Raw genomic sequence first — 25917 nt, forward strand, 5'->3', positions numbered from 1 at the left:
TTCCGTGAGCAAATCGCTGCAAGCCATCCGTGGCATGAACGACATCCTGCCCGAGCAGACGCCGCTGTGGCGCTACTTCGAGAGCACCGTTGCAGGTCTGCTGGATACCTACGGCTATCGCCAGATCCGCATGCCGATCGTCGAGTTCACCGAGCTGTTCAAGCGCTCCATCGGTGAAGTGACCGACATCGTCGAAAAAGAGATGTACACCTTCAACGACCGCAACGGTGACTCCCTGACCCTGCGCCCGGAAGGCACCGCGTCCTGCGTGCGTGCGGTTTTGGAGCACGGCATCAGCGGCGGCGGCCAGGTGCAGAAGCTCTGGTACATCGGCCAGATGTTCCGTCACGAGCGTCCGCAGAAAGGCCGGTATCGCCAGTTCAACCAGATCGGTATCGAGGTCTTCAACCTCGACGGCCCGGACATCGACGCCGAGCTGATCGTCCTGACCTGGCGCCTGTGGGGCCTGCTGGGTCTGCGCGATGCGGTGAAACTGGAACTCAACAGCCTGGGCACCAGCGAAGCGCGCGCCCGCTACCGTGATGCGCTGGTGGAATTCCTGTCCGCCCGTCTCGAGCAACTGGACGAAGACAGCCAGCGCCGCCTGAAGACCAACCCGCTGCGCATCCTCGACAGCAAGGACGCCAATACCCAGGCGGCCCTGGTCGGTGCGCCGAAGCTGGAAGAGTATCTGGACGAAGAGTCGCGGATTCACTTCGAAGGCCTTAAGTCGCGCCTGGATGCCGCCGGCATTCCGTACGTGATCAACACCAAGCTGGTGCGTGGTCTCGACTACTACAGCAAGACCGTGTTCGAGTGGGTCACCGACAAGCTTGGTTCCCAGGGCACCGTCTGCGCCGGCGGCCGTTACGATGGTCTGGTCGAGCAGATGGGCGGCAAGCCGACCCCGGGCGTTGGTTTCGCCATGGGTATCGAGCGTCTGATCCTGCTGCTGGAAACCCTGGAGCTGGTACCTGAGTCGATCTCCCGTCAGGTCGACGTCTACCTCTGCGCCTTCGGCGAGCAAGCCGAACTGGCTGGCCTTCAACTGAGCGAGCGTCTGCGTGACCGTCTGCCGAACCTGCGCCTGCAGGTCAACGCCGGCGGCGGCAGCTTCAAGAGCCAGTTCAAGAAGGCCGACAAGAGCGCGGCGCTGTATGCGCTGATCCTCGGGGACGACGAACTGGCCCAACAAGTGGTAGGTTTCAAACCCCTGCGTGGTCAGGGCGAACAACAAAACATTGCCTGGGATGCTCTGGCTGAGCACCTGGAAGCTTCCCTCGCGCAGGCGTGAAGCGCCCATCAGCGGATTTGGTGAAAAGGAGTATTGGGGTGTCGAGTACCGATGATGAACAACTGGCCGCATTCAAGGACTGGTGGGAGCGCAACGGCAAGCCACTGGTAACTGGCGGTCTGCTCGCACTGGTTGTGGTGTTTGGCTGGCAAGCCTGGCACAAGTACCAGAACAACCAGTCGCAAGGCGCCTCGAACCTCTATCAGGCCCTGCTGGAAACCACGCTGACGCCGACCGGTGAGCCCGACAAGGCCAAGGTCGCGGAGCTTTCCGGGAAGCTCAAAAGCGAGTTCCCGGGTTCGGCCTACGCCCAGTACGCCAGCCTGTTTGTCGCCAAGGTTGCGGTGGAGAGCGGCAAGCTGGATGACGCCGCCGCCGAGCTGAAGAGCGTCACCGACAAGCCTGCCGACGCGACCCTGGGCGAAATCGCCCGTCAGCGTCTGGCCCGCGTGCTGGCTGCACAGAACAAGGCCGATGAGGCCCTGAAACTGCTCGACGGCGACACTGACAAGGCGTTCGTTGCCACCCGCGAAGAGCTCAAGGGCGACCTGCTGGTGCAACTGGGCCGTAGCGATGACGCACATGCTGCATACGAAAAGGCCAAGGCCGCACTGTCTGACGACGATGCGGTAGGTGGTCTGCAACTCAAGCTCGACGACCTGGCCAAAGGGGATGCCTGACGTGATTGGTTGGAAACATGCAGCAGTGCTGAGCCTGGCCATTCTGGCCGCGGGTTGCAGCAGCAACAGCAAGAAGGAATTGCCTCCGGCCGAACTGACCAAGTTCACCGAAGAGGTGGTGCTCAAGAAGCAGTGGAGCCGTTCGATCGGCGATGGCCAGGGCGACAGCTTCAACATGCTGGTGCCGGCGATCGAGAACGACCGGATCTACGCCTCGGACGTCACCGGTGTGGTGATGGCCCTGGACCGTCTGAACGGCGACGTGGTCTGGAAGAAAGACCTCGACCTGCCGGTCTCCGGCGCTGTCGGCGTTGGTTATGGCCTGGTCACGCTCGGCACCCTCAAGGGTGAAGTGATTGCCCTGGACTCCAGCACTGGCGAAGAGAAATGGCGTTCCCGGGTGACCAGCGAAGTGCTGGCTCCGCCTGCGAACAACGGTGACATCGTTGTCGTCCAGACTCAGGACGACCGCGTGATCGGCCTCGATGCCAACACGGGTGATCGTCGCTGGATCTACGAAAGTACTCCAGCGGTACTGACCCTGCGTGGTACCGGTGCTCCGATCGTTACCAACAGCCTGGCAGTCGCCGGCCTGTCCAGTGGCAAAGTGGTCGCCCTGGATACCCGCAACGGCGTGCCGGTGTGGGAACAACGGGTCGCCGTTCCGCAAGGTCGTTCGGAACTGGAGCGCGTGGTGGACATCGACGGCGGCCTGCTGCTGTCGGGTGGCACCCTGTACGTCGCCAGCTACCAGGGCCGCGTCGCGGGTCTGGACCTGGAGTCCGGCCGTGTGCTCTGGCAGCGTGATGCTTCCAGCTACACCGGTGTGGCGCAGGGCTTCGGCAACGTTTATGTGAGCGAAGCGACGGGCACTGTCGAAGGTATCGACGAGCGTTCTTCGTCGGCCTTGTGGAGCAACGACCAACTGGCTCGCCGCCAGTTGTCGGCGCCGGAAGTGTTCTCCAGCTACGTGGCAGTCGGTGACCTGGAAGGTTACCTGCACCTGCTGAGCCAGGTGGACGGCCGTTTCGTTGGCCGTGAGCGCATCGACAGCGATGGACTGCGCGCCCGCCCACTGGTGGTGGGCGACACGATTTATGTGTATGGCAACAGCGGCACCCTTGAGGCGCTGAGCATACGCTGAGTCTATGCTTGGGGCCTGAGTGCCCCGGGCCGCGACGTCGCGAGACGTCGCCCGAAACTCCGGCCGCTGCCTCGCAGCGGCCTTTGTATTTTTTGAATTTACGCAAATGGAGAGCCGCATGGTTCCCGTAATCGCCCTGGTAGGTCGGCCGAACGTCGGCAAATCCACCATGTTCAACCGCCTGACCAAGACCCGCGACGCCATCGTCGGCGACCTCTCGGGTCTGACCCGCGACCGCCAGTACGGCGAAGCGCGCTGGCAGGGACGTAGCTACATCCTGATCGACACCGGTGGTATCACCGGTGACGAAGCAGGCATGGACGAAAAGATGGCCGAGCAATCGCTGATGGCCATCGAAGAAGCCGATCACGTGCTGTTCCTGGTCGACGCCCGCGCCGGCATGACCGCCGCCGACCAGATGATCGCCGAGCACCTGCGCAAGCGGAACAAGCGCTCGTACCTGGTGGCCAACAAGATCGACAACATCGATCCTGACACCGCCCGCGCCGAGTTCGCGCCGATGGGCATGGGCAACGCGATTCCGGTCGCCGGCTCCCAGGGCCGTGGCATCAATACGTTGATGGAAATCGTGCTGGGCGACACGCCGCGCGAGGAAGAAGAAGACGCACTGGCTGAAGACGTCGCCGAAGGCCAGGAAGCCGTACGGATTCCCGGCCCGAGCGAAAAAGATGGGATCAAGATCGCCATCATCGGTCGTCCCAACGTCGGCAAGTCGACCCTGGTCAACCGCATGCTCGGCGAAGAGCGCGTGGTGGTCTACGACGAGCCCGGCACGACCCGCGACAGTATCTACATTCCCTTCGAGCGCAACGAAGAGAAGTACACCCTGATCGACACGGCCGGGGTGCGCAAGCGCGGCAAGATCCACGAGGAAGTTGAAAAATTCTCGGTGGTGAAGACCCTGCAGGCGATCAAGGACGCCAACGTGGTGATCTTCGTCATGGATGCCCGCGAGGGCGTGGTGGACCATGACCTGAACCTGCTGGGCTTCGCCCTGGAAGCCGGTCGCGCCATCGTCATCGCCCTGAACAAGTGGGATGGCATGCAGCCGGGCGAGCGCGACTACGTGAAGACCGAGCTGGAGCGCCGGCTGTTCTTCGTCGACTTCGCCGATATTCACTTCATCTCGGCATTGCACGGCACTGGCGTCGGCAACCTGTACCAGTCGGTGCAGAACTCGTTCAAGTCGGCGGTCACCCGCTGGCCGACCAGCCGCCTGACCCAGATCCTCGAAGACGCGGTCAGCGAGCACCAGCCGCCGATGGTCAACAGCCGCCGGATCAAGCTGCGTTATGCCCACCTGGGTGGCGCCAACCCGCCGATCATCGTGATCCACGGCAACCAGGTGGAGAAGGTCCCGCGTTCGTACTCGCGTTACCTGGAAAACACCTATCGCCGCGTGCTGAAGCTGGTGGGTACGCCGATCCGCATCGAGTACAAGGGTAGCGACAACCCTTATGAGGGCAACAAGAACACCCTCACCGACCGCCAGGTCAACAAGAAGCGCCGGCTGATGACGCACCACAAGAAAGCCGAGAAGAAGCGCAAGGACAAGCGCAAGTAAAACCGTTGCGGCGCACCGTGGGCTATTCGCTCGCGGCGCGCCGCACGCGTTTTTGACCCGGATCAGCGCCCCGCGCCGGGAGTTTGTTTCAACCTTTTTCCTGACCACCCAATCCGCTATGCTCGGGGCCTGTCCGCGCCTCCCGGGGCGGGTCCGCAGGAAAGAGGGCTCCATGATCAGCAGCAAGCTGCCGAATGTCGGCACGACCATCTTCACCACCATGTCCCAGCTCGCCGTGCAGACCGGCGCGTTGAACCTGTCCCAGGGTTTCCCCGATTTCAATGGCCCGCAGGCCTTGCTCGACGCCGTCGGGCGGCATGTCAGTGCCGGACACAACCAGTATTCGCCGATGACCGGCCTGCCTGCGTTGCGCCAGCAGGTGGCGGCCAAGGTTGCGCGGCACTACGGCGTCAACATCGATGCCGACCACGAAATCACCATCGTTCCGGGTGCGACCGAAGGGATCTTCTGTGCCATTCATGCGGTGATCCGTGCCGGTGATGAAGTCATCGTCTTCGACCCGAGCTACGACAGCTACGAGCCCGCCGTCGAACTGGCCGGCGGTCGCTGCGTGCACGTGCAACTGGACGCCACGGACTTCTCCATCGACTGGCAGAAATTCAGCGATGCCCTGAGCCCGCGCACGCGCATGGTCATCATCAACTCGCCGCACAATCCCAGCGGCGCGCTGATTACTCGGGCGGATCTGGACCAGTTGGCGGCGTTGATCGCAGACCGCGACATTTACCTGATCAGCGACGAGGTGTACGAGCACCTGGTGTTCGACGGTGTCGCCCACGCCAGCGTGCTGGCCCATGAGGCGCTGTATCAGCGCGCGTTCGTGGTCAGTTCGTTCGGCAAGACCTACCACGTCACCGGCTGGAAGACCGGTTATGTGGTAGCGCCACCGGCCTTGAGCGCCGAACTGCGCAAGGTCCACCAGTACGTCAACTTCTGTGGCGTGACCCCGCTGCAATGGGCGCTGGCGGATTTCATGGCCGAGCACCCGGAGCATGTGGACGAACTGCCGGCCTTTTATCAGGCCAAGCGCGACCTGTTCTGCGACCTGCTGACGCCATCGCGTTTCAGCTTCCGTCGCGCTGCGGGCACGTACTTCCAGTTGGTGGATTACTCGCAGATTCGCCCCGACCTCAACGATGTCGACATGGCCCTGTGGCTGACCCGTGAACACGGCGTGGCGACCATTCCGGTGTCGGTGTTCTACCAGCAGCCCATTGCGCAGCAGCGCCTCGTGCGCCTGTGTTTCGCCAAACGCGAGGAGACGCTGCGCGAGGCAGCGGAGAAACTATGCGCGATCTGAGCAGCCTGCCCAACCTGACCGTTGCCCTGATCCAGACCAGCCTGCTGTGGCAGGACCGCCAGGGAAACTACGCCCATTTCGAAACCCTGCTGGACCAGGCCCGTGGCGCTGATCTGGTGATCCTGCCGGAAATGTTCACCACCGGCTTCTCCATGGAATCCGAGCGCCTGGCCGAGCCGGAAAACGGCCCCACCTACAAGTGGCTCAAGGCCCAAGCGGCACGTATCGATGCGGTGATCACCGGCAGCGTGATCATCCAGGCCGCCGACGGCAGCCACCGCAACCGCCTGCTCTGGGCGCGGCCGGATGGCGAGATTCTGCACTACGACAAGCGCCACCTGTTCCGCATGGCCGGCGAGCACAAGCACTACACCCCCGGCGAGCGTCAGGTGCAGTTCGAACTCAAAGGCTGGCGGGTGCGCCCGCTGATCTGTTACGACCTGCGCTTCCCGGTGTGGAGCCGCGATGCTCAGGACACGGATCTGCTGCTGTACACCGCCAACTGGCCGGCGGCACGACGCCTGCACTGGAACCGGTTGCTGCCGGCGCGGGGGATCGAGAACCTGTGCTATGTGGCCGCGGTGAACCGGGTGGGTACGGATGGCAAGGGCTTCGCTTATACCGGCGACAGCCAGGTGTTGGACTTCCAGGGCGAGAGCTTGCTCAGCGCTGGTGAGGCGGACGGGGTGTTTACTGCGGTGTTGAGCGCGGTGGATCTGGCGGCGTACCGCACACGGTTCCCGGCGAACCTGGATGCCGATACCTTCGAGCTTCATTGAAAGTTCTGGGGCTGCCTTGCAGCCCTTCGCGAGCAAGCTCGCTCCCACATGTTGATGACAGGTCCATGATCCTGTGGGAGCGAGCCCGTCGGGACGCCGAACCGTCGCGAAGGGACGCAAAGCGGCCCCAGAATCATCCTCAATAAACGTCCCGGCGATACCGCCCCAGTTCGATCAGCTCTTCCACCGCCGACTCACCCAGCAACCCGTTCAACGCCGCATCCACCCCGCCAGCCATGCCGTGCAGGCTGCCGCAGATATAGATCGCCGCGCCGTCATCCAGCCAGCGCTTCAGCTCTTCACCGCGCTGCAGTAACAGATCCTGCACGTAGACTTTCTCCGCCTGATCCCGAGAGAACGCCAGATCAAGGCGCGTCAGGTCGCCGCTTTCCACCCAACCCTGCAGTTCTTCACGGCAATGGAAGTCGTGCGCCCGGTTGCGTTCACCGAACAGCAGCCAGTTGCGTTGCTCGCCGCTGGCAATGCGCGCCTTGAGCAAGCTACGCAGGCCGGCCAGGCCGGTGCCGTTGCCGATCAGGATCATCGGCGCCGGAGCGCCCGGCAGATGGAAGCCGCTGTTACGGCGCAGGCGCAGGCTGACGCTGTCACCCAAGGCCATATGCTCGGTCAACCAGCCAGAACCCAGCCCCAAACTACCGTCCGCATGACGCTCCTGGCGCACGATCAGTTCCAGCACGCCGTCGCTGGCGATGGAGGCGATGGAGTATTCCCGTGCGTCGATGGGGATCAGTGCATCCACCAGTGCCTGGGCGTGCAGGCCCACTAGATGCTCGCGGCTCATCGGCAACTGCCGGCTGGCGAGGGCCACGGACAGCGGCTCCTGCAAGCCGTCGATCTGCACCAGCGTGTTGGCGTCCAGGCCGAGCCCTTGCAGGAAGCGCTCGATGGCGGCGGGAGCGAGGCGCGGGAGGATTTCCACCAGGTCGCCAGCGTCCCATTGCGCCGGTGCCGGCGCACTCAGGCCCAGCAGGAATACTGGCAAGCCCTGGCTGCCGGGATTGAGCAGCGTGCGCTGAGTCAGGGTCCAGGGCGCGAACTCCGGCGCCTGCCAGACCGGAACAGTGCTGCTGCCGCTCATCTGCGCGAGCTGCTGCTGCCAATGCTGCAGTGCCAGCGGATCGGCGCTGTCGACCTCCACCGGGGCGAAGCGGGCCTTGGCACCGCGCTCGTCCAGCCAGGTATTCAGGCGACGGGCAAAGCCGCAGAAGTGCGGGTACTGGCGATCGCCGAGGGCGAGCAGGGCGTAATTGAGGCCATCCAGGGACCACGGCTGGCCAAGCACCTTGCGTTCGAAACCGCAGGCGCTGTCTGGCGCTTCGCCGTCGCCGAAGGTACTGACCACGAACAGCGCACGCTGAGCCTGGCGCAGGTCGTCTTCGCTGATGCTCGCCAACGGCTGCACCCGCACCGGCAGACCGGCCGCCTGCAATTGGCCGGCGCTCTGCCAGGCCAGTTGTTCGGCGAAGCCGCTCTGGCTGGCGAAGCCCACCAGCCAACCGTTTTTCTGCTCGGTACTCGGGTTCAGGCCGCTGCGGGCTGCGCGGACCTGGCGTTTCTTGCGCCGACGGTCGAGGTACAGCAGCCAGCCGGTGACGAAGAACAGCGGCATGGTCAGGCTGGCGATCATCGCCAGGATGCGCCCGGTCAGGCCGAAGTAGCTGCCGACGTGTAGCGCGTAAATGCTGGTCAGCAGTTGCGCCTTGAACGACTTGTCGGTGTACACCTCCTGACGGCGAACCTGGCCGTTGGCCGGGTCGATGGTCAGGGTGTTGTAGGCACGTTCATGGGCGGCATCGTCGAGCAGGTAGAACAACGTCGCCGGCTGGCCGCCAACCGGCGGCAGGCGCAGGTTGTACGCAGCAAGGCCGGGGCCGGCGGCTTTTTGCAGGCTGGCCCAGATGGCGTCGTAGTCGACCACCAGCGCGGGTGCATTGGCGTCAGGCTTTTGCGGGCCGCCATGACCGCCGCGGTTGCCACGGCCTTCTCCGCGTTTCTGCTCCTGGCCGGCTGGCGGCGGGTCCGCCAGCAGTTTGTTCAGGCCTTCGCGGTACCACTCGTAGGACCAGAACAGCCCGGTGAGGGCAAACAGCAGATAGAACAGCAGGCACCAGGTGCCGGCCACCGCGTGCAGGTCCCAGTTGAAGGCGCGACCCTTCTTCGCCCAGTCGAGCGTTAGCCACGCCCGCCAGTTCAGCGCCTGACGCGGCCAGCGCAGGTACAGGCCGGACAGGCAGAAGAACACCAGCATCAAGGTGCAGGCACCGGTGATCTGCCGACCGGTGTCGCCGATGGCGAGGAAGCGGTGCAGGTTGAGCATCAGGTTGAAGAAGTCCTGGCCGACCACGTCGCCCTGGAACGCTCCGGTGTAAGGATCGACGTAGCGCAACTGGCCACGGCGCTCGCCCGGCGGCGGGGTGAAGAACACCCGCGCGGCGGCATCGCTGTGGGTTTCGACCCAGAGCATGGCAACCTTCTTGCCCTCGGTCGCCTCGACCCGGCGCACCAGCTCGGCCGGCGCCAGCACGCCTTCTTCGCGGACCTTGACCTTGAGCACCTGCGGGTTGATGGCCCGGAGGATTTCGTCCTGGAACGAATAGGTCGCGCCGGTGATACCCATCAGCGCGAGCACCAGGCCGGCGGTGATGCCGAAGAACCAGTGCAGTTGGAACAACGTCTTTTTCAGCACATCAACCACCTTGTCTTGCCGGGAATGCGAATTACTCGCGCATTATGCCTTGATACACAAAAGCCCCGTTCATCGAAATGAACGGGGCTTTGCCAATCAGCGACCTCAGAAGTGGACGCTGGTGCTCAGCAGGGCGGTGCGCCCGGCGGCCTGGTTGGCGAAGTGCGTGGAGAACGCCTTGTCGTAGTAGACCTCGTTGGTCAGGTTCTGCACGTTCAGTTGCAGGTCGACGTTCTTGGTCAGCTTGTAGGCGGCCATGGCGTCGTAGCGAACATAGCTGTCGACCATGGTGGTGTTGGCCACGCTGCCGAAGACGTCGTCGGTGTAGAACGCGCCGCCACCGATGGTCAGCTTCGGTGTCACCTGGTAGGTGGTCCACAGGCTGGCCGCGTTGTTCGGCAGGTTCGGCAACTGGTTGCCGTCGTTGGCCTTGCCCATCGGGCCGCCGTCGATCTGGCGACCTTCCATGTAGGTGTAGCCGGCGAAGACCTGCCATTTATCGGTCAGCTTGCCGCTGGCACCCAGTTCGATGCCGTCCACGCGGGTGGTACCGACGTTCTCGTAGGTGTTGGTGTTGACCTGGACGCGGGCGTTGTCCTTCTCGGTGCGGAAGATCGCACCGGTCAGCGACAGACGGCTGTCGAGGAAGTCCCACTTGGTACCGATTTCGTAGTTGCTGGTTTCTTCCGGCTCCATGTCGCTGCCGAGCAGGACGCCGCTGCGGTCAGTGCTGTTTGGCAGGAGGTTGCCTTCCATGCCTTCGCCGAGCATCGCACCCGGTGGGGTTGCGGAGGTGGCATAGGAGGCATAGACGCTGCCGTTGTCTGCCGGCTTCCACACCAGGCCCAACTGGCCAGTGATGAACTCGCTGGTGTCCTTGCCTTCGGCACGCACGCCGCTTCTGCTGACGGTAGTGGCACCGTCAGCGCCATAGGTGCGGTATTCGGTGTCGAAGTGGTCGTAGCGCAGGCCCATGTTGAGCAGCCACTGCGGGCTCAGCTCAAGAGTGTCGAACACGTAGATCGCGCGGGTCTTGCTCTTGGTGGTGGTGCCAGCGTAGTTGCGGCTGATCGAGCCGTTCCACGGATCATCCGGGTTCGGATTGGACAGCGAGGTGCAGTTGTAGCCGCTGGAGACGATCATGCCCGGGGTGCAGTTGGTGCTGGACGGCACTGTCGAGGTGATCGGCGTCAACGGCGTGGTATCGGTGTTGACGTCGTAGCTCGAACGCTCGCTTTCTTCGCGGCTCAGTTCGATACCGGTGGAGAAGCTGTTCTTGAAGCCGGCCACATAGAAGTCGCCGAACAGGTCGGTCTGGTTGGTGGTGGTGGCGGTGTTGCCCACGCGGGTGTTGGCCCGGCGCCAGACGCTGCCGTTGTTGACGTTGCCCTTGCTGTCGTCCGGCTGGGTCAGGATGTAGTCCTGCACCGAGTTGCCGTGGCGCAGGGTGTTCTTGATGGTCAGCGATTCCGTCAGGTCGTGCTCGACGGCGATGGTCGCGATGTCGGTACGGGTCTTGCGGAAATCGCGGTCGGTCAGGCCGTAGAAGTTGCTGTCGTCGCCACCGGCGTAGGGTTTGTCCGGGTTGGCCGAAGTACGGTTGGCGCCGCTGTAGGTGTAAGGCACGCCCGAGTCTGGCAGGTCGTTGCTTTCCATATGGTAGTAGTCGAGGTTGACGCGGGTGTCGGTGCCCAGGCCGAAGGCCAGGGACGGAGCGATGCCCCAGCGGTCGAAGTCGACTTTGTCGCGGCCGGCGACATTGCTCTCGTGGCTCATCAGGTTCAGGCGGCCGGCTGCGGTGTCGCTGAACTGGTAGTTGCCGTCGAGGGTGTAACGCTGGGTCTGGTCGGAGCCCCAGGTGAAGCCGCCGTCGAAGGAGTTGCCCAGGTGCGCCTTTTTGCTCACCAGGTTGATGCTGCCGCCTGCCGCGCCACGACCGCCCACGGCGGAGTTCGGGCCCTTGCTGACTTCAACGGATTCCACGGCGAAGATTTCGCGGGTCTGTGCGCCGGTGTCGCGCACGCCATCAAGGTAGGTGTCGCTTTGCGAGTCGAAGCCGCGGATGAACGGACGGTCGCCTTGCGGGTTGCCGCCTTCACCGGCACCGAAGGTGATGCCGGGCACGGTGCGCAGGGCGTCCTGCAGGGTCAGGGCGTTGGTGTCTTTGAGGACTTGTTGCGGAATTACCGTCACCGAGCGCGGCGTGTCGATCAGCGGCGCGGTGTATTTCGGCGAAGAGGCTTTTTCCACCTTGTAGTCGGTGCTCGCCTGATTGCCCTCAGCGTTGATGCTGGTGGCGTCCAGTGCAATCGAACCTTCCTTGCGGACAGGGGCCGGCTCGTCGGCGTACGCCATGTGTGCGGCGGACGTTGCGGTGATGGCTACACCAATGGCGGATGCGAGCAAGCGCGGCGAGCTGACAGCGGTTGGTACGAATTGACGTGACATCAGGTGGACCCCCTCCCAAGGTTTCGAGGGGGCGGAATATAAGAGCAAGTGATTGGCACTCACAATTGAGAAACGTTGGCATTTACATTCTTTACACCTTTTTCACGAAATTTTGCCAGGGATCAATGTCCACCCCTCGGATGAGGCTTGTGGCGAAGAGATAAGAATCAATACCATTGGCAACTTTTTCCGTTCAGGTGCCAACCGCCATGCTTTTACACATTCCCGGCTTGTTCAACCGCGAGGAAGTGCTGCGTATTCGCGAGGCACTGGAAAGCACCGATTGGGCGGATGGCAAGATCACCGCCGGCTATCAGTCGGCCAAGGCCAAGCACAACCTGCAGTTGCCCGAGTCCCATCCACTGGCCAAGGAAATCGGCACCGCGATGATCGAGCGTCTGTGGAACAACCCGCGTTTCATGTCGGCTGCGTTGCCGCACAAGGTGTTTCCGCCACTGGTCAACTGCTATCGCGAAGGCGGCAACTTCGGTTTCCACATCGATAACGCGGTGCGCCAGCCCCGCGGCAGCATCGAGCGGGTGCGCACCGACCTGTCCTCGACGCTGTTCTTCAGCGATCCCGAGGACTACGACGGCGGCGAACTGGAGATCCAGGACACTTACGGTCTGCAGCAGGTCAAGCTGGCGGCCGGGGACATGGTTTTGTATCCCGGCACCAGCCTGCACAAGGTCAATCCGGTCACCCGCGGCGCCCGTTACGCGGCGTTCTTCTGGACCCAGAGCATGATTCGCGAGGACAGCCAGCGAACCCTGTTGTTCGAGATGGACAACGCTATCCAGCAGCTCACCGCCGACGTGCCTGATCACCCGTCGCTGATCCAGCTCACCGGCACTTACCACAACCTGCTGCGCCGCTGGGCTGAGGTCTGACATGGCGTTCCAGTTGCGCCGTGAGGAAGTGATCGGCACTGACGCGTTCGGGCAGATGCTCGAACAGAGCCCGGCCAAGGCGGCCCAGGCCTTGTTGATGGCGTCGGCAGAGGGCGTGGTCGAAGCGCAGGCGTTGCTCGGGCAGATCCTGCTGGACGGGCGTGGTATCGAGCAGGATGCGGTCCTCGCCCGGCGCTGGTTCGGCATCGCCGCGCAGCAGGGCAGCGTGATGGCGCACAACATGCTCGGGCGCTGTCTGGAACACGGCTGGGGCGGTGAGGTGGACGTGACGCAAGCGGCGCGACATTACCGCGAGGCGGCCAATGGCGGGCTGGACTGGGGGCTTTACAACCTGGCCAACCTGCTTGCGACCGGGCGCGGTGTGGCGCTGGACCATGGCGTGGCGCTGGCCTGTTATCGCCGGGCGGCGGACCTGGGGCATGCCAAGTCGATGAACCTGTTGGGGCGTTACCTGGAGGAGGGTCAGCATTGTCAGGCGGACGTGTCGGCGGCGCGGGAGTGGTATCGACGCTCAGCCGAGGGCGGGGATTTTCGCGGGCAGTTCAGCCATGCGGCGATCCTGGCCGGGCAGGGCTTGCTCGATGAAGCGCTGGGCTGGTTGCAGCGGGCGCTGGAAGGCGGCAATGCGAATTTCCTGCGGGTAGCGGGGCCGGCATTGGAGCAGGCGGCGCAGGCGGAGATTCGGGCGATGGCGGGGGCTTACAAGGCGCGCTTGGCTTCAATATCAGCTGCAAGCTGAAAGCTGCAAGTTACAAGCCGCAAGATAAAGCGGCGGCGACACGGACTGCACTTTCTTGCCGCTTATAGCTTGCCGCTTATAGCTCAAAAAAAGGGGCTGAGTGATCAGCCCCCTTTTTTGCATTACAGGTAGAACGCTTTCAGCGGCGGGAAGCCGTTGAATTCGACGGCGCTGTAGCTGGTGGTGTAGGCACCGGTCGACAGCCAGTACAGACGGTCACCGATCGCCAGGTTCAGCGGCAGGCCGTACTTGTAGTGTTCGTACATGATGTCGGCGCTGTCGCAGGTCGGGCCGGCGATAACCACTTCTTCCATCTCGCCTTTCTTCTCGGTCCAGATCGGGAACTTGATGGACTCGTCCATGGTTTCGATCAGGCCGGAGAATTTGCCCACGTCGGTGTAAACCCAACGCTCGACGGCGGTACGCGATTTACGCGCAACCAGCACCACTTCACTGACCAGAATGCCGGCGTTGGCGATCAGCGAGCGGCCCGGCTCCAGGATGATTTCCGGCAGGTCGTCGCCAAAGTCTTCCTTGAGGAAGCGGATGATTTCCTCGGCGTAGGTTTCCAGGCTGTTGGTGCGGGTGATGTAGTTGGCCGGGAAGCCGCCACCCATGTTGATCAGTTTCAGTTCGATGCCGTCTTCTTCTTTCAGACGCTCGAAGATCACTTTGACCTTGGCGATCGCCGCGTCCCAGACGCTGATGTCGCGCTGCTGCGAACCGACGTGGAACGACACACCGTAAGGCACCAGGCCCAGGTCGCGGGCGAGGATCAGCAGGTCCATGGCCATGTCGGTCTGGCAGCCGAATTTACGCGACAGTGGCCAGTCGGCAGTGGTGGAGCCTTCGGTGAGGATGCGCACGTAGACTTTCGAGCCCGGCGCGGCCTTGGCGATGTTGCGCAGGTCGGCTTCGGAGTCGGTGGCATACAGACGCACGCCCTTCTCGTAGAAGTAGCGGATGTCCTTGGATTTCTTGATGGTGTTGCCGTAGCTGATACGGTCGGCGCTGACGCCGCGGTCCATCACTTTGTCCAGCTCGTAGATCGAGGCGATGTCGAAGCTCGAACCTTTCTCTTTCAGCAGGTCGATGATTTCGACCGCCGGGTTTGCTTTGACCGCGTAGTAGACCTTGGCGAACTCGAAGCCCGCGCGCAGGTCATCGTAGGCCTGGCTGATCATCTGGGTGTCGATGAGTACGAACGGGGTTTCTTGCTTGTCGGCGAACGCCTTCATTTTCTGGAAGGTTTCACGCGCGAAGTAGTCTTCGACTTGAATCGACATGCTTGGGGACTCCATGGGCAAACTGAAAAAATAAGTGGCTGCAAACTGAACGCCCTCCGTATCCCCACTTTGGTTCGCCTACTTCCCAAGGCATGTCGCCGAAAGCAAAAAGGTCATCCGCGCGATTGAAAGCTGCTGCGGGTGACCTTGCTGTCTCGTCGTCAGTACTTGAGCCGGATGGATCGTTTCCAGCATGGACGTTCGGCGCGAACTTTAGGACTTGAGGGGTTCAAGATCAACAAAAAATGTCGCGTTTTCGTACTGATCAGCCGCTCGTTGTCGACTTGTTTCCTTCATAACCGACTCAGGTGACAGCCAGATGTTCCGCTGGATCGTCCTTGCGTAAAAAATTGTGGAATAGGTGGCGATTTGCTGACTTCTCGGTAACTTCGTCATCTGGCGTTTTGATCGGCGAGTTTCGCTTCGAAATCACCTTTAAATGAAAAAACGACCGTTTGTCGTGTCGCTTCGTGGGTCTTATTTGAACGGCTCACTGTTCATATTTATGGCCACTTGAAAGGTGGGTATTTCCGACAAAAAAAATTCCCGAATCACAGACAAAAAGCGCTTGGTCGGAAGCCCCTACACAGGATTTGCCGGGCTTAATAAGAAACATTACTATTCGCGCACCCTTCCAACTGCCTGACGACGACCTTCCTATCGTGTCTCGACACAAAGGCTTCCTCGACCACTACCACGAGTTGATCGGCACCTGGACGCGCAAGTTGCGCAGTCGCCAGCAAGCCGAGGACCTCGCGCACGATGCGTTCGTGCGGGTACTGGAAAGCGAGCAGGACGCGGTGGCACAGCCGCGCGCCTATCTGCACCAGACGGCGCGCAATATCGCGGTGGACGGTTACCGCCGCGAGGACCGCCGCCAATCCCTCGAACAGCAGGCCCTGGACCTGACCCCGCCGCTGACGGATGACCCGGAGGCGTATATGAATGCGCTGCAGCTGGCCGACAGCGTCGAGCGGGCCCTGGCGGAGTTGCCGTTGAATTGCCGCAAGGTCTTCGTCTGGCAGAAGCTCGAAGGGCTGACTCAGGCAGAGATCGCCGAGCGCATGGGATTGACCAAGAACATGGTCGAAAAGTATATGATCCGCACGCTTCGCCATCTGCGCGAGCACTTGGATGTGTCGAAGAGATGAGTCAGGCGAATGTATTCATGAATCAGGGCCACAGCCCACAAGAGGCCGCGCGCGAGCAGGCGGCCGAATGGTTCGCCCGCGTCCAGGACGCGCCGCTGTCGTCCGAGCAGCAGGCGTGTTTCGATGCCTGGCTGGCGCAGGATCCCCTTCACCGCGACGAATACGACCAGCTCGGCCAGCTCTGGCAGGCGGCTGACCTGTTGCCGCGTGCGCGCCTCGAAGCGCTGTGTGTCGAAGACCGGGTCAGCACCTTGCCGCGTCGGCGTTTCGTCCAGCAAGCGCTCGCTGCCAGTGTGCTGGCGACGGCGGTGGGCCTGGGCTGGTTCGGCTGGCAGCAGCACAATCTCAATTACCATGAGCACTTGCAGACCGGCCTCGGTGAGCGCCGCCAGGTAGAACTGCCGGACGGCTCGCACCTGGAGATCAATGGTCGCACCCGCCTGGACGTGCGCTTCAGCGCCGGGCAGCGCGACATCCGCCTGGAACAGGGCGAGGTGATGTTCAGCGTGGCCCACGACAGCAGCCGGCCCTTTGTGGTCGATGCCGGCCATGGCACGGTCACCGTTACCGGGACGCGCTTCGATGTGCGCCGCGATCCCGGGCAAACCCGCGTCGCGGTGGAGCAGGGCTCGGTGCGGGTGCAGGGCCAGGGCGAGTCGAAGGCGCTGCTCAGCGCCGGGCTCGGGGCGCATATCGATGCTTCGGGCGCGGTGGCTGCTCCTTATAAGGTGGATGCTGCGGCACTCACCGCCTGGCGGTCCGGCAAGCTGGTGTTCACCGATGCCTCGCTGGCGCAGGTGGCGGAAGAAGTCTCGCGCTATCGCGAGCAGCCCCTGAAAGTGGCGCCGAAAGTCGCCGCCCTGCGCCTGAGCAGCACCTTCCGAATTGATGACACGGATGCTCTGCTACGAGCCTTGCCGAGCATCCTGCCGGTCACCGTGGTGGCCCATGCTGATGGCTCCCACGAAATAATTTCAAAATAGATTCAGGTATTTTCCGAGTTGTTCGTCTTCCTGCCCGACTTGTAACTGCCAAGCATTTCCATTCGCAACGGCAGTTGATCCCGATCCTCCCTCAGGACTTCTCGAAGACGTGAACAACAACAAGCTTTCTCCGCGCTCCGCCAGCCGTTCGCGCTGGTTGCCTCTGGCCCTGGCGTTGGCGGTCAGTGCCGGTATCGGCAACAGCTACGCTGACTCGGCCCCCACCAGCATCCAGATCCAGGCCCAGTCGCTGGCCACGGCGCTGAACCAGTTGGGCCAGCAGACGTCGCTGCAGTTGTTCTTCAGCCCCGCGCTGGTCGCTGGCAAGCAGGCGCCGGCTGTGTCCGGCAAGCTGTCGCCGGAGCAGGCGCTGCAAGCGTTGCTGCAAGGCAGCGGGCTGACCTACGAGATTTCCCAGGGCACCGTGGTGCTGCATCCGGCACAGGGCGACAGCCAGGCCGCCAACGGCACGCTGGAACTGGCGCCCACCGACATCACCATGGTCGGCGACTGGCTCGGCGATGCGCAGCAAACGGTGGTGCAGAATCATCCGGGCGCGCGCACCGTGGTGCGCCGCGAAGCGATGGTCGAGCAGGGCGCGATGAATGTGCGAGACGTGCTCAAGGGCATTCCCGGCGTACAAGTGCAGGATTCCAACGGCACCGGCGGCAGCGACCTGTCGCTCAACGTCGGCGTGCGTGGCCTGACCTCGCGTCTGTCGCCACGCTCCACGGTGCTGATCGACGGCATTCCGGCGGCGTTCGCGCCCTATGGTCAGCCGCAACTGTCGATGGCACCGATTTCCTCCGGCAACCTCGACAGCATCGACGTGGTGCGCGGCGCCGGTTCCGTGCGCTACGGGCCGCAGAACGTTGGCGGGGTGATCAACTTCGTCACCCGTGCGATTCCCGAGAAGGCCACCGGTGAAATCGGCACCACCCTGGAAACTTCCCGCCATGGCGGCTGGAAGCACATCGAGTCGGCGTTCATCGGCGGTACCGCCGACAACGGCCTGGGCGCTGCGCTGCTGTATTCCGGGGTCAACGGCAATGGCTACCGCAGCAGCAACAACGACAACGATATCGACGACGTGCTGCTCAAGACCCACTGGGCGCTGACCGACCAGGACGAACTGTCGCTGAACTTCCACTACTACGACGGCAAGGCCGACATGCCTGGTGGTTTGACCCAGGCCCAGTTCGACGCCGACCCGTACCAGTCCGACCGCGACTACGACAACTTCAGCGGCCGGCGCAAAGATGTCTCGCTCAAGTACCTGCGGCAGATCGACGACGTCACCCAGTTCGAAGTGCTGACCTACTACACCGACAGCTTCCGCGGCAGCACCATCGCCGCCCGCGACCAGAAAACCCTCAGTTCCTACCCGCGTAGCTACCGTACTTTCGCGATCGAGCCGCGGGTTTCGCGGATCTTCTTCAGTGGCCCGGCCACCCAGGAAGTCAGCGTTGGTTATCGCTACCTGAAAGAAGCCATGCACGAGCAGTCCAGCCGCCTGGCGCTGATCAATAACGTCCCGACCGTGACGCCGACCTCCGACGGCCATGTGTTCCAGGACCGCACCGGCGGTACCGAGGCCAGCGCCTACTACATCGATGACAAGATCGATATCGGCAACTGGACCATCACCCCGGGCGTGCGCTTCGAGCACATCAATACCGACTGGAAAGACCGCGCCGTGCGCGGCACCAACGGCGTACCGGTGCAGGCCAAGAGCCGCAGCGTGACCAGCAACGAGCCGTTGCCGGCGCTGAGCGTGATGTATCACCTGTCCGATGCCTGGAAGCTTTTCGCCAACTACGAGACTTCGTTCGGCAGCCTGCAGTACTTCCAGCTCGGCCAGGGCGGCAACGGCGACCAGACCGCCAACGGCCTGGAAGCGGAAAAGGCCAAGACCTACGAGATCGGCACCCGCTATGACAATGGCGAGTGGGGCGGCGAACTGACGGCGTTCTACATCGACTTCGACGACGAGCTGCAATACATCAGCAACGACATCGGCTGGACCAACCTCGGCGCGACCAAGCACCAAGGGATCGAAGCGTCGGTGCATTACGACCTGTCGGGGCTCGACCCACGCCTGGATGGCCTGAGCGCCAATGCCGGGTTCACTTACACCCGCGCGACTTATGAAGGTGAGATTCCCGGCTTCAAGGGCCGTGACCTGCCGTTCTACTCGCGTCAGGTGGTCAATGCCGGGCTGCGTTACCAGGTGGACCGCTGGACCTGGAACCTGGACGCCTTCGCCCAATCGAAACAGCGCGCACCGGGCACCGGCATGAACGCCGACGGCAGCTTCAACGGCAACTACATCACCGAGCCGAGCGCCGATGGCCAGTACGGCAATATCCCGGGTTATGTGACCTGGAGCGCGCGGGGCGGGTATGAGTTCGGCAAGGACCTGTCGAACCTGAAACTGGGGGCGGGGGTGAAGAACATCTTCGACAAGCAGTACTACACCCGGTCGAGCGACAACAACTCGGGGATCTATCTGGGTGAGCCGCGGACGTTTTATGTGCAGGCCAGTGTAGGGTTCTGATTTTCAGGTTGGCCTTTAGGGCCTCATCGCTGGCAAGCCAGCTCCCACAGTGTCCGTGGCGACACTGAACCCTGTGGGAGCTGGCTTGCCAGCGAAAGGGCCCCAAGCTTTAAACCACAGCCTCAGCCGGCGACACAATGCTGGTCTTCCCACCTCGCGACCGGCCCGAACTCAGGTACGCCGCAATCGACTCCTGCGTCACTTCCCCCAGGAACACCTGATCGCCATCCAGCACCGGCAACCACGCCCGGTTGAACTCGTACATCCGCGACAACAGGATGCGCAAATGCTCGTCATGCGCCGCAGTGGCGTTGAACGGGCGCAGGAAGTCGGCGCACGTCCCTTGCTGGCGATGCAGGTCGCGCCGGCGCACATAACCCAGCGCGCGGTTGTCCTGATCGGTCACCACCACGTACTTGCGGTCATGCTCATCCATCAGTTCCAGCGCATCGGCGACGACCATCTCCGGGCTGGCCGACGGGGCGTTGTCCGCCGCGTCTTCGGCGCGCACCAGCAGCAGGCGCTTGAGGGTGCTGTCCTGGCCGACGAAGTTGCTGACGAACTCGTCCGCCGGGTGCGCCAGCAGGGTGTCCGGGTGATCCAGTTGCACCAGCTTGCCGGCACGGAAGATCGCGATCTTGTCACCCAGCTTGATCGCTTCGTCGATGTCGTGGCTGACCATGATCACGGTCTTGTTCAGCGCCCGCTGCATCTCGAAGAATTCGTTCTGGATCATCTCGCGGTTGATCGGGTCGACCGCGCCGAACGGCTCGTCCATCAGCAGCAGCGGTGCTTCGGCAGCCAGCGCGCGGATCACGCCGATCCGCTGTTGCTGACCACCGGACAGCTCACGCGGGTAGCGCTGCAGATATTGCTTGGGCTCCAGGCGGATCATGCTCATCAGTTCGCGGGCGCGGTCGTGGCATTTCTGCTTGTCCCAGCCGAGCAGGCGCGGGACCACGGTGATGTTTTCTTCGATGGTCATGTTGGGGAACAGACCGATCTGCTGGATCACGTAGCCGATGCGCCGGCGCAGGGTTACTTCGTCGAGGCCGGTGGTGTCTTCGCCATTGATCAGCACCTTGCCCGAGGTGGGCTCGATCAGGCGGTTGATCATTTTCAGCGTGGTGCTCTTGCCGCAACCGGACGGGCCGAGGAAGACGCAGATCTCGCCTTCGTTGACGGTCAGGCTGACCGAGTCGACCGCCTTGACCTCCTTGCCGTTGCTTTGGAAGGTTTTCGAGAGGTTCTGGAGTTCGATCATTTGAGCAGTCCTTCTGGAGTCAGCGAGCGTTGCAGGGCTTGCAGCAGCAGGTCGGCGGCGATGGCCAGGAGGCTCACCAGCACGGCACCGACCAGCAGCATCGACATGTCGCTGCGGCTGATGGAGGTCAGGATAAGTACGCCAAGGCCACCGGCACCGATGGTCGCGGCGATGGTCATGACGCCGATGTTCATCACCACGGCGGTACGCACGCCGGCGAGGATCACCGGCACGGCGATCGGCAACTCGACCATGCGCAGGCGCTGGCCGAAGGTCATGCCGATGCCACGGGCGGCTTCACGGATGCCCGGCTCGACGCTGGTCAGGGCCAGGTAGGTGTTGCGCATGATGGGCAGCAGTGAATAAAGGAACACCGCGGTGATCGCCGGCAGCGGGCCAAGGCCCTGGCCGAACTTGGAGTAGAACGGCAGCAGCAGGCCGAACAGGGCGATCGACGGCACGGTCAGCAGCACCGTGGCGCTGGCCTGCAGCGGGCCGGCGAGGGCCGGGAAGCGGGTCATCAGAATGCCCAGCGGCACGCCGACGACAATCGCCAGGGTGACGGCGATGCCCACCAGGGTTATGTGCTGGCCAGTCAGTTGCAGCACTTGCGCCCAGTCCAGATGGGCAAAGGTATCCAGCAGGCTCATTGCGCACCTCCTTGCAGTGGATGCTGGCTGAGGAACTCGTCAGCGACCTTGCCCGGGCTCTGGTGCTCGACATCGACCTTGGCGTTGAGCTGGCGCATGGTCTCGTCGTCCAGTTGTTCTGCCAGCGGCTTGAGCAGTTCGGCCAGTTGCGGGTGGGCGTCGAGCAGTTCTTTGCGTACCACGGGCGCGGCGGTGTAGTCGGGGAAGTAGTGGCGATCGTCTTCCAGCAGCTTGAGGTCGAAGGCGCTCAGGCGTCCGTCGGTGGTGTAGACCAGGCCGGTGAACACCTGGCCGTTACGCAGGGCGGTGTAGACCAGGCCAGCATCCATCTGGCGGATGTCCTTGCGGGTGAATTGCAGGTCGTAGGTTTCGGTCAGGCCGGCGAGGCCGTCGGGGCGGTTGGCGAATTCGGTGTCGAGCGCCAGCACGTGGGTCTGCTTCGGCTCATCGCGCAGCACCTGGTTCAACTGGCTGATGCTGTTCACCTGCGGGTACTGCTCGGCAATGTTGCGCGGCAGGGCCAGGGCGTAGGTGTTGCTGAAGCGCGATGGTGCGAGCCAGATCAGGCCCTTCTTCGCGTCCAGCTCCTTGACCCGGGCGTAGGTGGCTTCGGCGTTCGGCATGCGTTCGTCGATGTGGTTGTAGGACACCAGCGACACGCCGGTGTATTCCCAGACCATGTCCAGTTGGCCGCTTTCCTGGGCGCTGCGCGCCAGGTTACTACCCAGCCCGCCGGTGATGCGCACCTCGAAGCCGTGCTGGCGCAGGTAGCGGGCGGTGAGTTCGGCGAGCACGGTCTGCTCGGTGAAGACCCGCGCGCCGATGCGGATCAAGGGTTTTTCGGCGGCATGGGCAAATCCTGCGAACAGCAGGGCCGCGCCCAGCAGCAAGGCGATTCTTTTCATCGGGGTCCCTCGGTCAGTGAGTCAGGCCGCGTTCCAGCCAGCGGCGGCTGCACTGGCTGACCAGCGCGTCGAGCAGCAGTGCCAGGGCCGCGGTGCAGGCGGCGCCGAGTAGCAATTGCGGCTGATTGTTCAGGGCGATGCCGGGGAAGATCAGGCTGCCCAGGCTGTTGGCGCCGATCAGGAACGACAGCGGTGCAGTGCCGACGTTGATCGCCAGGGCCACCCGCACACCACCGACGATGATCGGCACGGCGTTGGGCAGCTCGACCTTGAACAGCGACTGACGCGGGGTCATGCCGATGCCGGTGGCGGCTTCCTTGAGCGAGGCGGGAACGTTTTTCAGGCCTTCGTAGGTGTTGCGCACGATGGGCAACAACGAGGCGAGGAACAGCGCGAAGATCGCGGGGCCGGCGCCGATGCCGAGGATACTCAGGGCGATGGCGAGAACGGCGAGGGGCGGAACGGTGTTGCCAATGTTGAAGATCTGCATGAAGCGTTCGGCGCGGTCGACCCGGTGTGGTCGACTCAGGGCAATGCCGGCGGGGATACCCACGGCCAACGCCGCCACCATCGACAGCAGCACCAGCATCAGGTGCGCCTGCAGGTAGAACCAGAGATCGGCGCGGTAGTGCGCGATCGTATCGATGCCGATCCAGTGGATCAGCAGGGCCAGGATGACGAGCGCGGCGGCCCATCCCATCAGCCCCTTGCCATAGCGTTTAGCCACAGGCGGACTCCTTTTCTTGTCGGCGGACACACTCCCGTGGCGGCCACCATTCCAGGCGGCAGGCAGTGTGTTCGCGAGTAGCAGCGCGCGTTCCCGCAGAGGGTGATGTGCACGCCATGAGCGAAGCCCCGTCAGGCTCGTGTTGCCGGTGAAACCCACCCCGACCAACGGTCATTGCAGGGGAATGGACGCCTCCATTGCTTTAAAGGTTCCCATCTGATGCGGCATTTGGCCAGTGTTTATCCCTGGCGTGTACGAAATATCGCACGAGAAAGCAGCGTGATTCTGACGTGGAGGCGTTGAAGTACCTGCTGTTGGGCCGTTAGTCGCGAGGTTCAGTATTTCCTCTGTGCTTCTTGCGAATAGTCGCTTGAGGGAATATTCCTTTGGAGGTATTTTTGAGATGGTCAGTCAGGTTGTGCCCTGAGTTTGCTGCCGAATTTCGAACCTACGACGAACGGTTCAGGGAGGAATTGATTTCCCAGATGGAAGTGTTGGAAGCCCTGGGGCCGATGTTGGGACGTCCGAGGGTCGATACCTTGAAGGGCTCCCGGTATTGCAACATGAAGGAGTTGCGGTTTCGGTTCGGTGAAGGGGTGTGGCGCGTAGCTTTTGCTTTTGACCCTTCGCGTTGTGCGGTTTTGCTTGTTGCAGGCGACAAGGCCGGCGTCGGTCAGGGGCGTTTTTATCAGAAACTCATTGCTCAAGCGGATGAGCGTTTTGGCAGGTACTTGTCAGGAGAGGTCTAGATGTCGGTAACACTTGATGAAATACGAGGCAGTCTTTCTCCGGAAAGCAGAGCGCGCGTTCAGTCGCGAACCCGTGAGTTGCTTCGCGAGGAAATGACATTACAGGCGCTACGCAAGCAACTGGAAATCACCCAGGAAGATGTTGCAGGACGAATGTCGATTCGGCAGGCCAACGTTTCCAAGGTCGAGAAGCGCAGCGATATGCTGATTTCCACCCTGCGCAGTTATCTGGAGGCGATGGGCGGCACGTTGGAGTTGGTTGTTCACATGCCTGGCCGTCCACCTGTGACGCTGGAGGGGTTCACCGAGAAATCCAGCACGGTTGAGTGACACCTCAACCTGTGTATGGGAATAACAAAATCAGGGACCAGATTTTGGTCCCCGCCCGACTTCAGGTATGATACCGCCCCATTTTTCAATCCCCAGTCAGGCGATTTCCCATGACCAACCAGGCCGCCGAAGTCGCGAAGCGCCGCACTTTCGCAATTATTTCCCACCCCGACGCCGGTAAGACCACCATCACCGAGAAGCTCCTGCTGATGGGCAAGGCGATCGCTGTCGCCGGTACGGTGAAGTCGCGCAAGTCCGACCGCCATGCCACTTCCGACTGGATGGAAATGGAGAAGCAACGTGGTATCTCCATCACCACCTCGGTGATGCAGTTCCCCTATCGCGAGCACATGATCAACCTGCTCGACACCCCGGGCCACGAAGACTTCTCCGAAGATACCTACCGCACCCTGACCGCCGTGGACTCGGCGCTGATGGTGCTCGACGGCGGTAAAGGCGTCGAGCCGCGGACCATCGCCCTGATGGATGTCTGCCGCCTGCGCGATACGCCGATCGTCAGCTTCATCAACAAACTCGACCGCGATATCCGCGACCCGATCGAGCTGCTCGACGAGATCGAGGCGGTACTGAAGATCAAGGCCGCGCCGATCACCTGGCCGATCGGTTGCTACAAGGATTTCAAAGGCGTCTATCACCTCGCCGATGACTACATCATCGTTTACACCCCGGGCCACGGCCACGAGCGTACCGAGGTGAAGATCATCGAGAAGCTCGACTCCGACGAGGCTCGCGCGCACCTGGCTGACGAGTACGATCGCTTCATCGAGCAACTGGAACTGGTGCAGGGCGCCTGCCATGAATTCAATCAGGAAGAGTTCATCAACGGCCAACTGACCCCGGTGTTCTTCGGTACCGCGCTGGGCAACTTCGGTGTTGACCACGTGCTCGACGCCGTTGTCGACTGGGCGCCACGCCCGCTGGCCCGCGTTGCCCACGAGCGCACCGTGGAGCCGGTGGAAGAGAAGTTCTCCGGTTTCGTGTTCAAGATCCAGGCGAACATGGACCCGAAACACCGCGACCGTATCGCCTTCATGCGCATTTGCTCGGGCAAGTACGAGAAAGGCATGAAGATGCGCCACGTGCGCACCGGCAAGGACGTGCGCATCGGCGACGCGTTGACCTTCTTCTCCTCCGAGCGTGAGCAACTGGAAGAAGCCTTCGCGGGCGACATCATCGGTTTGCACAACCACGGCACCATCCAGATCGGCGACACCTTCACCGAAGGCGAGAGCCTGGGCTTCACCGGTATCCCGCACTTCGCCCCGGAACTGTTCCGTCGTGTGCGTTTGAAGGACCCGCTGAAATCCAAGCAACTGCGTCAGGGCCTGCAACAGTTGGCCGAAGAGGGCGCGACCCAGGTGTTCTTCCCGGAGCGCAGCAACGACATCATTCTCGGCGCCGTGGGTGTGCTGCAGTTCGATGTGGTCGCCAGCCGCTTGAAAGAGGAATACAAGGTCGAATGCGCCTACGAGCCGATCACCGTCTGGTCGGCTCGCTGGATTGCCTGCGATGACAAGAAGAAGCTGGAAGAATTCAAGGTCAAGGCCGTAGAAAACCTGGCGGTGGACGGCGGTGGTCACCTGACCTACCTGGCACCGACCCGGGTCAACCTGGCGCTGATGGAAGAGCGCTGGCCGGACGTGAAATTCCGCGCGACCCGCGAGCACCATTGATGCAGCCGCAAGT

General features: G+C 62.6%; 21 protein-coding genes. 14 read left to right on the forward strand and 7 right to left on the reverse strand.

From position 1 onward, the window contains the following. The first annotated feature begins 4 nt into the window (after window positions 1-4). From hisS to DM374_RS00160, 6 genes are all read left to right on the forward strand, one after another. The gene (gene hisS / locus DM374_RS00135; protein WP_095159547.1) at window positions 5-1294 is read left to right on the forward strand and encodes a histidine--tRNA ligase; all 1290 of its coding nucleotides are present in this window, start codon (window positions 5-7) and stop codon (window positions 1292-1294) included. A gap of 38 nt (window positions 1295-1332) precedes the next feature. Continuing rightward, complete coding sequence (locus DM374_RS00140; protein WP_110968052.1) at window positions 1333-1974, forward strand: YfgM family protein; 642 nt, start codon at window positions 1333-1335, stop codon at window positions 1972-1974. Next, complete coding sequence (gene bamB / locus DM374_RS00145) at window positions 1967-3118, forward strand: outer membrane protein assembly factor BamB (RefSeq protein ID WP_110968053.1); 1152 nt, start codon at window positions 1967-1969, stop codon at window positions 3116-3118. The genes DM374_RS00140 and bamB overlap by 8 nt, the downstream gene beginning before the upstream one ends. A 118-nt stretch (window positions 3119-3236) precedes the next feature. Next, window positions 3237-4703 (forward strand): ribosome biogenesis GTPase Der, encoded by a 1467-nt coding sequence (gene der, locus DM374_RS00150; protein WP_110968054.1) that lies wholly within the window; start codon window positions 3237-3239, stop codon window positions 4701-4703. Window positions 4704-4875: 172 nt separating this feature from the next. Next, a complete protein-coding gene (locus DM374_RS00155; protein WP_110968055.1) occupies window positions 4876-6024 on the forward strand; it encodes a pyridoxal phosphate-dependent aminotransferase in 1149 nt (382 codons plus the stop codon). Then, window positions 6012-6803, forward strand: coding sequence for an amidohydrolase (locus DM374_RS00160; RefSeq protein ID WP_110968056.1), 792 nt, complete (start codon window positions 6012-6014; stop codon window positions 6801-6803). Before DM374_RS00155 ends, DM374_RS00160 begins: the two co-directional genes overlap by 13 nt. 139 nt (window positions 6804-6942) lie before the next feature. On the opposite strand, the gene DM374_RS00165 is transcribed toward DM374_RS00160, so the two are convergent. Together DM374_RS00165 and DM374_RS00170 are read right to left on the reverse strand one after the other, a co-directional pair. Continuing rightward, window positions 6943-9510 carry a PepSY domain-containing protein gene (locus DM374_RS00165; protein WP_110968057.1) on the reverse strand — a complete coding sequence of 856 codons (2568 nt, stop codon included), beginning with the start codon at window positions 9508-9510 and terminating at the stop codon, window positions 6943-6945. Window positions 9511-9615: 105 nt separating this feature from the next. Further along, on the reverse strand, window positions 9616-11958 hold the full coding sequence (locus tag DM374_RS00170) for a TonB-dependent receptor (protein WP_110968058.1): 2343 nt from the start codon (window positions 11956-11958) through the stop codon (window positions 9616-9618). Window positions 11959-12167: 209 nt separating this feature from the next. On the opposite strand from DM374_RS00170, the gene DM374_RS00175 reads away from it, so the two are divergent. Together DM374_RS00175 and DM374_RS00180 are read left to right on the forward strand one after the other, a co-directional pair. Continuing rightward, complete coding sequence (locus DM374_RS00175) at window positions 12168-12848, forward strand: Fe2+-dependent dioxygenase (protein WP_110968059.1); 681 nt, start codon at window positions 12168-12170, stop codon at window positions 12846-12848. 1 nt (window position 12849) lies between these two features. Further along, on the forward strand, window positions 12850-13608 hold the full coding sequence (locus tag DM374_RS00180) for a tetratricopeptide repeat protein (RefSeq protein ID WP_110968060.1): 759 nt from the start codon (window positions 12850-12852) through the stop codon (window positions 13606-13608). Window positions 13609-13730: 122 nt separating this feature from the next. On the opposite strand, the gene DM374_RS00185 is transcribed toward DM374_RS00180, so the two are convergent. Beyond that, window positions 13731-14894: a type III PLP-dependent enzyme gene (locus tag DM374_RS00185; RefSeq protein ID WP_095159557.1), complete on the reverse strand. Its 1164-nt coding sequence runs from the start codon at window positions 14892-14894 to the stop codon at window positions 13731-13733. Window positions 14895-15556: 662 nt separating this feature from the next. On the opposite strand from DM374_RS00185, the gene DM374_RS00190 reads away from it, so the two are divergent. The 3 genes from DM374_RS00190 (at window position 15557) to DM374_RS00200 (ending at window position 19585) form a co-directional block, all read left to right on the forward strand. Beyond that, window positions 15557-16045: a sigma-70 family RNA polymerase sigma factor gene (locus DM374_RS00190; RefSeq protein ID WP_095159558.1), complete on the forward strand. Its 489-nt coding sequence runs from the start codon at window positions 15557-15559 to the stop codon at window positions 16043-16045. Continuing rightward, a complete protein-coding gene (locus DM374_RS00195; protein WP_404821265.1) occupies window positions 16042-17028 on the forward strand; it encodes a FecR family protein in 987 nt (328 codons plus the stop codon). The genes DM374_RS00190 and DM374_RS00195 overlap by 4 nt, the downstream gene beginning before the upstream one ends. Before the next feature lie 109 nt (window positions 17029-17137). Next, entirely contained in the window at window positions 17138-19585 is a 2448-nt protein-coding gene (locus DM374_RS00200) for a TonB-dependent siderophore receptor (protein WP_110968062.1), read from the forward strand. Between the two features lie 109 nt (window positions 19586-19694). On the opposite strand, the gene DM374_RS00205 is transcribed toward DM374_RS00200, so the two are convergent. The 4 genes from DM374_RS00205 to DM374_RS00220 are packed head-to-tail and all read right to left on the reverse strand — an operon-like array spanning window position 19695 to window position 23131. Next, entirely contained in the window at window positions 19695-20849 is a 1155-nt protein-coding gene (locus DM374_RS00205) for an osmoprotectant ABC transporter ATP-binding protein OsmV (RefSeq protein ID WP_110968063.1), read from the reverse strand. Next, a complete protein-coding gene (locus DM374_RS00210; RefSeq protein WP_110968064.1) occupies window positions 20846-21499 on the reverse strand; it encodes an ABC transporter permease in 654 nt (217 codons plus the stop codon). The genes DM374_RS00205 and DM374_RS00210 overlap by 4 nt, the downstream gene beginning before the upstream one ends. Beyond that, window positions 21496-22404 (reverse strand): glycine betaine ABC transporter substrate-binding protein, encoded by a 909-nt coding sequence (locus tag DM374_RS00215; protein ID WP_110968065.1) that lies wholly within the window; start codon window positions 22402-22404, stop codon window positions 21496-21498. The genes DM374_RS00210 and DM374_RS00215 overlap by 4 nt, the downstream gene beginning before the upstream one ends. Before the next feature lie 13 nt (window positions 22405-22417). After that, complete coding sequence (locus tag DM374_RS00220) at window positions 22418-23131, reverse strand: ABC transporter permease (protein WP_110968066.1); 714 nt, start codon at window positions 23129-23131, stop codon at window positions 22418-22420. A 416-nt stretch (window positions 23132-23547) separates the two neighbouring features. Between DM374_RS00220 and DM374_RS00225 the strand changes: the two genes are divergently transcribed. The 3 genes from DM374_RS00225 (at window position 23548) to DM374_RS00235 (ending at window position 25904) form a co-directional block, all read left to right on the forward strand. After that, window positions 23548-23880 carry a type II toxin-antitoxin system RelE/ParE family toxin gene (locus tag DM374_RS00225; protein WP_225422437.1) on the forward strand — a complete coding sequence of 111 codons (333 nt, stop codon included), beginning with the start codon at window positions 23548-23550 and terminating at the stop codon, window positions 23878-23880. Further along, on the forward strand, window positions 23881-24210 hold the full coding sequence (locus DM374_RS00230) for an XRE family transcriptional regulator (protein WP_110968067.1): 330 nt from the start codon (window positions 23881-23883) through the stop codon (window positions 24208-24210). A 110-nt stretch (window positions 24211-24320) separates the two neighbouring features. Further along, window positions 24321-25904: a peptide chain release factor 3 gene (locus DM374_RS00235; RefSeq protein ID WP_110968068.1), complete on the forward strand. Its 1584-nt coding sequence runs from the start codon at window positions 24321-24323 to the stop codon at window positions 25902-25904. The last annotated feature ends 13 nt before the right edge of the window (window positions 25905-25917 follow it).

Origin of the sequence: Pseudomonas huaxiensis (assembly GCF_003231275.1) — a bacterium.
GTDB classification, from domain to species: domain Bacteria; phylum Pseudomonadota; class Gammaproteobacteria; order Pseudomonadales; family Pseudomonadaceae; genus Aquipseudomonas; species Aquipseudomonas huaxiensis.

Bases quoted from the DNA above. Each gene is read 5' to 3' on its own strand.
- bamB (WP_110968053.1), top strand. From the start codon at position 1,967: ATGCCTGACGTGATTGGTTGGAAACATGCAGCAGTGCTGAGCCTGGCC.
- der (WP_110968054.1), top strand. From the start codon at position 3,237: ATGGTTCCCGTAATCGCCCTGGTAGGTCGGCCGAACGTCGGCAAATCC.
- DM374_RS00155 (WP_110968055.1), top strand. From the start codon at position 4,876: ATGATCAGCAGCAAGCTGCCGAATGTCGGCACGACCATCTTCACCACC.
- DM374_RS00160 (WP_110968056.1), top strand. From the start codon at position 6,012: ATGCGCGATCTGAGCAGCCTGCCCAACCTGACCGTTGCCCTGATCCAG.
- DM374_RS00170 (WP_110968058.1), bottom strand. From the start codon at position 11,958: ATGTCACGTCAATTCGTACCAACCGCTGTCAGCTCGCCGCGCTTGCTC.
- DM374_RS00175 (WP_110968059.1), top strand. From the start codon at position 12,168: ATGCTTTTACACATTCCCGGCTTGTTCAACCGCGAGGAAGTGCTGCGT.
- DM374_RS00180 (WP_110968060.1), top strand. From the start codon at position 12,850: ATGGCGTTCCAGTTGCGCCGTGAGGAAGTGATCGGCACTGACGCGTTC.
- DM374_RS00185 (WP_095159557.1), bottom strand. From the start codon at position 14,894: ATGTCGATTCAAGTCGAAGACTACTTCGCGCGTGAAACCTTCCAGAAA.
- DM374_RS00195 (WP_404821265.1), top strand. From the start codon at position 16,042: ATGAGTCAGGCGAATGTATTCATGAATCAGGGCCACAGCCCACAAGAG.
- DM374_RS00205 (WP_110968063.1), bottom strand. From the start codon at position 20,849: ATGATCGAACTCCAGAACCTCTCGAAAACCTTCCAAAGCAACGGCAAG.
- DM374_RS00210 (WP_110968064.1), bottom strand. From the start codon at position 21,499: ATGAGCCTGCTGGATACCTTTGCCCATCTGGACTGGGCGCAAGTGCTG.
- DM374_RS00215 (WP_110968065.1), bottom strand. From the start codon at position 22,404: ATGAAAAGAATCGCCTTGCTGCTGGGCGCGGCCCTGCTGTTCGCAGGA.
- DM374_RS00230 (WP_110968067.1), top strand. From the start codon at position 23,881: ATGTCGGTAACACTTGATGAAATACGAGGCAGTCTTTCTCCGGAAAGC.
- DM374_RS00235 (WP_110968068.1), top strand. From the start codon at position 24,321: ATGACCAACCAGGCCGCCGAAGTCGCGAAGCGCCGCACTTTCGCAATT.